Here is a 7,321-nt window from a genome sequence, read left to right as displayed (position 1 = left end):
GAGGAACTGGGGCTGACACCCCGGGAGCGGGATGTGCTGCGGCTGGTCGCCGACGGGCGCAGCAATCGCCAGATCGCCGAGGAACTCTTCATCTCACCCAAGACGGCCAGCGTGCATGTCTCCAACATCCTGGCCAAGCTGGGCGTCTCGGGCCGGGCCGAGGCAGCCGCCGTGGCCCATCGCCTGCGCCTGGTGGACGGCCTGGCCGACGGTGCGGCGGCGGCCCGCTGACGGTGTGCGCGGTGCGCACCGGCAGGACGCCGGGGCCAGGACGCGGGGGCGCTGACAGGACGCGCGGTACGCCGACCGCCCGCCGGGTCAGTCCCTTTCCGGGTCAGTCCCCTTCGCGGGGCCGGATCACCACTCGCCCGGAGTCAAGGTCTACAGGACCCTTCCCTGGGTCGCTGCTGCGCGTCTCGTCGAGCGTGAACTCCAGCCGGTTGCGCTCTTCCTCGGTGTGCTTGCGGCCGGGTGCGAACAGTTCCTCGATGAGGTTGAACATGACGACCCCCGTAGGCGTGCGACTGCTGCCAGTGTAGGCAGACTCGTCACAGAACGGGCACTCCGCACCATGTCGGCCGAACTCAACGCCACGACCAGCCGATTCGCCCTACCCTCAGCGGAGCCCCCTCAGCGGATCCTCCTCAGTGGATCTCCTTCAGCGGACCTCCAGCCGCAGGATCCGGTCGTCCTCCCGGCCCGGCTTACCACGCCCATCCGTATTGCTCGTGGTCAGCCACAGCCCCCCGTCGTCCGCCGCCACCACGCTGCGCAGCCGTCCGTACTTCCCGTCCAGGAACGACTGTGGTTTCGCCACCGACTTGTCGCCCTTCAGCGGAATGCGCCACAGCCGCTCACCGCGCAGCCCCGCCATCCAGATCGAGCCTTTGGCGAAGGCGATTCCGCTAGGCGAGGCGTCCTTGGGCTTCCACTGCTCGAGCGGATCGGCGAAGCCCTTCTTCCCGGCCTTGCCCTCGGCCTCCGGCCAGCCGTAGTTCTTGCCCGGCTCGATCAGATTGAGCTCGTCCCAGGTGTCCTGGCCGAACTCGGAGGCCCACAGCCGCTTGTCCGCATCCCAGGCCAGGCCCTGCACATTGCGGTGACCCGGGGAGTAGACGACCGACTGGACGTCCGGATTGCGGGGCGCGGGCTCGCCGTCCGGGGTCATCCGCAGGATCTTGCCGCCGAAGGAGTCCATGTCCTGGGCGAGCCCGCGGTCACCGCTCTCTCCCGTGCCCGCGTAGAGCATCTTGTCCGGGCCGAAGGCGATGCGGCCCCCGTTGTGGATCGTGCCCTTGGGGATGCCCTTGAAGATCGTGTCCGGGGCGCCGAGCTGATCGCCGGCGGGGCGCTTGTCGTCGTACACCATCCGGACGATGCGGTTGTCCGAATCGGTGGTGAAGTACGCGTAGACCATATGGTCCGTGCCGAAATCGGAGGAGACCGCCAGCCCCAGCAGCCCGCCCTCACCGGCGGCGGAGACGCCCGGGACGGACCCCAACTCGGTCTTCTTCCCCGTGTCCGCCGAGATCTTGAAGATCTTCCCGGTGTCCCGCGAGGAGACCAGCAGATCCCCGCCGGGCAGCGGCGCGAGCCCCCAGGGGGAGTTCAGCTTCGTGGTGAGCGTGCGCTCCACCTTCACCGAGCCCTTCGCGGGCGCCGCGGACTCCGTCGGCGAGGGCGCGCCCGAGGAGGAGCCCCCGCCGCCCGGCTTCGTGGGCGCGGACGACCGGCCTCCCGGTCGGGTGATGCTGTCGCCGTCGGACGAGCAGCCCGCCACGAGCACCGCGGCGGCAGCGGCGGCGAGAACAGAGGTGACGCGAGGACGTCGCACGGTCGGTTTCCTCTCCATGGGCACGTGTGCCGCGGCACGGCACTGATTCTTATACACCGCGGACCCGCGCCGGGTTCCCATCCCCGAATCGGGCCCGGACCAGGGCCGAACGCACACCGGCGGCCACGCGCCGGGCGGCCGGGCGCGACGCCCTCAGTCCCACGACCCCCGTGCCGGCGGCAGCCCCGCGATCTCCGCGAGGTCCTCGGGGGAAAGCGGCAGACCGGCCGCCGCGCAGTTCTCCGCCGCCCACCGCTCCCGCTTCGTCCCCGGCACCGGCACCACATGCGGCCCCTGCGCCAGCAGCCAGGCCAGGGCCACCTGCGCCGGGGTCACCCCGTCCCCGTGCCGCTGGGCGACCCGTCGCAGACCGGCCACGATTGGCTGGTTCGCGGCCATCATCTCCGCCGTGAAGCGCGGATGCCGGGCCCGCATGTCGTCCGGCTCGAAGCCCTGCCCCGGGGTGAGAGTCCCGCTCAGGAAGCCGTTGCCCAGCGGCATCGCCGCCAGGAAGCCCACCCCGCGCGAGGCACACCACGGCACCAGCGCCTCCAGCGCGTCGGGCGACCACACCGACAGTTCCGCCTGCACACAACTGACCGGAAAGACCTGCTGGACCCGTTCCAACTGGCGCACCGTGGCGTCGTGCATCCCGGCGCCCGCCCTCCGCTGGGCCCGCGCGCCCACGGCGCACAGCCCGAGCGCCCGTACCTTCCCGGCCGCGACCAGTTCCGCCATCGCGCCCCAGGTCTCCTCTATGGGGACCTCCGGGTCGGCCCGGTGCAGCTGGTAGAGGTCGATCACATCGGTCTGGAGCCGGCGCAGCGAAGCGTCGCAGGCCCGCTTCACATAGCCGGGCCGCCCGTTGGCCACGATGTGCTGGTCGCCCACCAGCAGTCCGCATTTGGTGGACACGAAGGCGTCCGCCCGCCGCTCCTTGAGCACCCGCCCCACCAACAGCTCATTGGTGAAGGGGCCGTACATGTCGGCGGTGTCCAGCAGGCTCGCCCCCGAGTCGAGCGCGGTGTGCACGGTGCGCACCGAGTGCTCGCCACTGCGCTGCGAAGCGGTGTACGCCCAGCTCATCGGCATGCATCCAAGGCCGATGGCCCCCACTTCGAGCGCCGCCGCTCCGATTCTCCTGCGCTCCACCTGGCCTGACCCCTCCCGTTCCTCGGACCCCAAACTAACCTCTGCCAACGGCCGGTGATCGCATAGCCTCCTGGCATGAGTGCAGATCACAGCGATACGTTCCGCCACCACGATTCGACTCACGGTTCATCCGAAGCGCGCGACCTGGTGTGGCTGCCCATCCCTCCCGAGGAGATCGACGGCCTTCCCGACACCCTCGAATACGCCCACTGGGACGGCGGCGAGGACTTCCCAACCGACCCGGCGCGGTGCGCGTTCTACTGCGTCCCGTACATGAAGCCGCCGCAGGTGTGCACCCGTCCGCTGCCCGCGATGACCAATCTGCGGGTGGTGCAGACCCTGACCGCCGGGATAGACCACATCAAGCCCGCGCTGGCCGATCTCGCGCCCGGGGTGCGGCTGTGCAACGCCCGCGGTGTGCACGACGCGAGCACCGCCGAGCTCGCCCTCACCCTCATCCTGGCCTCGCTGCGCGGTATCCCCGACTTCGTCCGGGGCCAGGACGCCGAGGAGTGGCGCTCCGGCTTCCGTCCCTCGCTCGCCGACAAGTCCGTACTGATCGTCGGCTACGGGGCCATCGGCAGCGCGATCGAGGATCGGCTTGTGCCCTTCGAGTGCGAGCGGGTGGCGCGCGTCGCGCGCTCCCCGCGCACGACCGAGCGCGGCCCGGTGCATCCGATCGACGAATTGCCCCGACTGCTTCCGGAAGCCGATGTGGTGGTGCTGGTGACCCCGCTCACCGAGGCCACCCGTGGTCTGGCCGGGCCGGAATTCCTGTCCCGGATGAAGGACGGGGCGCTGCTGGTGAACGTCGCCCGTGGCGGGGTCGTGGACACCAAGGCCCTGCTCACGGAGTTGGAGTCGGGCCGGCTGCGGGCCGCGCTCGATGTGACCGACCCCGAACCACTGCCCGCCGGGCATCCGCTGTGGCACGCTCCAGGGGTACTCATCTCCCCGCATGTGGGCGGCCCCACTTCGGCCTTCCTCCCGCGCGCCAAGCGGCTGTTGAGGGATCAGCTGCATCGTTACGCGCGCGGCGAGTCGCTGGCACATCTCGTCGCCACGACGGGGTAGACATGCCTCTGGCACCACATACAGGCACCGATTGACTCCACTCCGTATATACAACGCCCTAGTCGGTTACGGTCCGTAGATGACCTATGTCCCTGAGTGACCAGTCTGGTGTATCGTCCCGAGCGGGGGCTGCGCCACTGACCTGACGGCGTCAGCGATGGACCGGAACTCGAGGGGGGGCGACGGGCGATGTATGGCCGATGGACCGACAACCCGACGCAGCTCAGGCGTCGACTGCGACACTTCCGCGCAGCCGCGCGGTTCTCCGACTCGACGAGGCCCGCGGGCATACCGCTTCCGGGAGCCCCGAGGCGCCAGTGGTCCGCCACGCAGTGGATGGCAGTCCGGTGAGCGCCACGGGAGCGGTGCTCGCCCGGCCGTCGGTCTCCGGCGGCGGGGCCGGGCTGTTGCCGCAAGTGGTCCTCGCCCTGGTCTGCGGCGGTTACGCGGCGGGGGCGATCGTCGGCTGGGGTTCTTCCCAACTGGCCCTCGTCATGGGTGACTTCGGGCTGAGCGCCGCCGCGTTCGCCGCCGCGGCCTCCTGTCTGTGGCACGGCCACTGGCACGCCGGGCGGCTGCGCCCGGCCTGGCTGCTGTTCGCCGCCTCCTCGGCCATGGCCGGGCTGGGGAACGCCGTCTGGGGCTGGTACGAGGTGGTGCTCGGCCGCTCCGTGCCGACCCCCTCGGTCGCCGACTTCTGCTTCCTGCTCTTCGCCCCGCCCGCCATCGTCGGGATGCTCGTGCTCGCCAAGCGCCCCACGAGCCGGGCCCGGTGGATCTGTCTGGGGCTGGACGCCTGGCTGATCGCCGGATCGCTGGTCACGCTCTCCTGGAGCCTCGCGCTCGCCCACACCGGGGAGTTCGGCGCGGACGGCGCCTCCGTGGCCCGCGGCGCCCTGTCGCTCGCCTATCCGCTGCTGGACATCGTGCTGGTCAGCATGGTGATCGTGCTCCACTTCCGGCGCTCCTCGGGCAACCGCTCCGCGATCAACACCGCGATCGCCGCCTTCGCGCTCACCGTGCTGTGCGACGCGCTGTTCACCTCGCCGCTGCTGCGGGAGCACTACCGCTCCGGGCAGATACTCGACGCCGGGTGGTTCGCCGGTTCCGCGCTGCTGGCGTACGCACCATGGGTGGCCCGCCGCGAGGCCGCCCAGAACCCGCCGCCGGCGCGCCGCCCCGCGCAGCAGAGCGTCCCCATCGCGGGTTCGCTCGCCGCACTCGCGCCCTATCTCGCCGCCGCCGTCTGCACCTTGGGGGTCCTGTTCAACGTGATGGACGGCCGGCCGATCGACGGGGTGGTGCTCTTCACCGCCTGCGCGGTCGTGCTCGCGCTCGTCGTCCGACAAGCGATCATGCTGATGGACAACATCAGGCTCACCCAGGAACTCGCCCAGAAGGAGAGCCACTTCCGCTCCCTGGTGCAGAGCTCCAGCGATGTGATCATGATCGCCGCGCCCACCGGGATCCTGCGCTATGTCAGCCCGGCCGCCTCCGGGGTCTACGGCCGCGACGCGGAGGAGCTGGAGGGCTCCGAGCTGGCCTCCCTGATCCACCCCGAGGACCTCGGCTCGGTGGTCCACGAGGTCCGCCGGTTCCTGGCCGCCGCACCGGGCGAGGAGCCCACCACGCGGATCGAATGCCGCTTCCGCTCCGGCTCCGGCGACTGGCTCAACGTGGAGTCCACGATCAACCGCCACCACGGCGGGCTGATCTTCAACAGCCGCGATGTCACCGAGCGGGTCCGGCTCCAGGCCCAGCTCCAGCACAACGCCGAGCACGACCCGCTCACCGATCTGCCCAACCGCGCCCTGTTCACCCGGCGGGTCGCGCACGCCGTCGCCGGCCGCCGCCGTACGGACGCCGGCACCGCCGTGCTCTTCATCGACCTCGACGGCTTCAAGGCGGTCAACGACACCGTCGGCCACCACGCCGGGGACGAGCTGCTGGTCCAGGCCGCCCGCCGGCTCCAGGAGTCCGTGCGGTCCGGGTCCGGCGACTGCGCGGCCCGGCTCGGGGGCGACGAGTTCGCCGCCCTCATCCTCGGCGACGGCGAGGGGGACGCGGGCACCCGCGAGCAGCGCATCATGGAGATCGCCGACCGGCTGCGGCTCCGGCTCTCCCAGCCCTACCGGGTCGAGGGCGGCACCGAGGTCCGCGTGGCCGCCAGCATCGGCGTCGCCTTCGCCGAGCCCGGCACCAGCCCCGGCGCCCTGATGCGCAACGCCGACCTGGCGATGTACCGCGCCAAGGCCGCGGGCAAGAACCGCGTCGAGCTGTACGCACCACAGATGCAGGCCGAGGTGGCGCGGCGCGCCGAGGTCGCCACCAGACTGCGCGCCGCCCTGCACGACGGGGAGTTCGTGCTGCTGCACCAGCCCGTCGTCGAGCTGACCAGCGGCCGGATCACCGCGGTCGCGGCGCAGGCCCGCTGGCGCTCGGCCCAGGGCATCCTGTTCACCCCCGCCGAGTTCCTCCGGGTCGCCGACAACGGCCGGGGGAGCGGCGAGGACACCGCCCGCACCGCCGAGCTGTCCTGCTGGATGCTGGAGGCCGCCGTCGAGCAGGCCGCCCAGCGGCGCCGCGACGGCCATCCGGTCCCGGTCTGCGTACGGCTCCCCGCGAGCCGGCTGGTGGACAAGTCGATGCCGCCCAAGGCCGTGGAGACCCTGCTGGCCCGCCACGGGCTGCCGTCCGGCGCGCTGATCCTGGAGCTGACCGACAGCGATCCACGGGTGCCGCTGGACGAGTTGGAGCACCGCCTCGGCGCGCTGCGCCGTCTGGGGGTGCGGATCGCCCTCGACGGCTTCGGCAGCGGCTATGCCGCGATCAGGGCACTGCGCAGGCTTCCCATCGATGTGCTGAAACTGGACCCCGGACTGGTCGAGGGAGTGGTCGAGTCCTCACGGCTGCACAAGATCACCGCAGGGCTGCTGAGGATCGCCGGCGACCTCGGAATGCAGTCCATCGCAGAGGGGGTGGAGTTGCCCGAGCAGATTGTCACCCTGCGCGGTATGGGATGCACCCACGCCCAAGGGGCGGCCTTCAGCGGGCCGCTGGACGAGCACCGGCTGCGCCGGGCGCTGCTGCGCGGCGGCTATCCGGTGCCGCGCCCGGAGCCCCCGTTGCTGGTCGGCGGCGCCCTGCCGATCCGGCACGGTGGTCATGGCGGGCACGGCGGCTCCCACGGCCCGCGCCGTACGGAGCCGCACACCCACCCGCCGACCCGCTCAAATACTGAGACGCCCGTCCCACCCACTT

6 protein-coding genes are annotated in these 7,321 nt (G+C 71.4%); 3 read left to right on the top strand and 3 right to left on the bottom strand.

All coding sequences use genetic code 11. The features are described 5' to 3' along the window. Nucleotides 1-231, top strand: a 231-nt coding sequence (locus tag GWI24_RS36990) for a response regulator transcription factor (protein ID WP_210950422.1), incomplete at its 5' end; no start/stop codon positions are given. 103 nt (nucleotides 232-334) lie between these two features. On the opposite strand, the gene GWI24_RS36985 is transcribed toward GWI24_RS36990, so the two are convergent. From GWI24_RS36985 to GWI24_RS36975, 3 genes are all read right to left on the bottom strand, one after another. Further along, a complete protein-coding gene (locus tag GWI24_RS36985; RefSeq protein WP_210950421.1) occupies nucleotides 335-502 on the bottom strand; it encodes a DUF6191 domain-containing protein in 168 nt (55 codons plus the stop codon). A gap of 156 nt (nucleotides 503-658) precedes the next feature. Further along, on the bottom strand, nucleotides 659-1,834 hold the full coding sequence (locus tag GWI24_RS36980; RefSeq protein WP_308344213.1) for a PQQ-dependent sugar dehydrogenase: 1,176 nt from the start codon (nucleotides 1,832-1,834) through the stop codon (nucleotides 659-661). A 153-nt stretch (nucleotides 1,835-1,987) separates the two neighbouring features. Continuing rightward, the gene (locus GWI24_RS36975; RefSeq protein WP_210950419.1) at nucleotides 1,988-2,986 is read right to left on the bottom strand and encodes an aldo/keto reductase; all 999 of its coding nucleotides are present in this window, start codon (nucleotides 2,984-2,986) and stop codon (nucleotides 1,988-1,990) included. 75 nt (nucleotides 2,987-3,061) lie between these two features. Here GWI24_RS36975 and GWI24_RS36970 point away from each other — a divergent pair, with 75 nt between their 5' ends. Further along, nucleotides 3,062-4,060 carry a 2-hydroxyacid dehydrogenase gene (locus GWI24_RS36970; RefSeq protein ID WP_247617401.1) on the top strand — a complete coding sequence of 333 codons (999 nt, stop codon included), beginning with the start codon at nucleotides 3,062-3,064 and terminating at the stop codon, nucleotides 4,058-4,060. Nucleotides 4,061-4,407: 347 nt separating this feature from the next. Continuing rightward, a partial coding sequence (locus GWI24_RS36965; protein ID WP_210950418.1) for a bifunctional diguanylate cyclase/phosphodiesterase occupies nucleotides 4,408-7,321 on the top strand: 2,914 nt, incomplete at its 3' end.

The organism is Streptomyces sp. MK37H (assembly GCF_018035285.1).
Taxonomy (GTDB): domain Bacteria; phylum Actinomycetota; class Actinomycetes; order Streptomycetales; family Streptomycetaceae; genus Streptomyces; species Streptomyces endocoffeicus.
Note: the sequence above shows the minus strand (reverse complement) of the source record. Positions and strands in the feature narration are given on the sequence as shown.

Bases quoted from the DNA above. Each gene is read 5' to 3' on its own strand.
- GWI24_RS36985 (WP_210950421.1), bottom strand. From the start codon at position 502: ATGTTCAACCTCATCGAGGAACTGTTCGCACCCGGCCGCAAGCACACC.
- GWI24_RS36970 (WP_247617401.1), top strand. From the start codon at position 3,062: ATGAGTGCAGATCACAGCGATACGTTCCGCCACCACGATTCGACTCAC.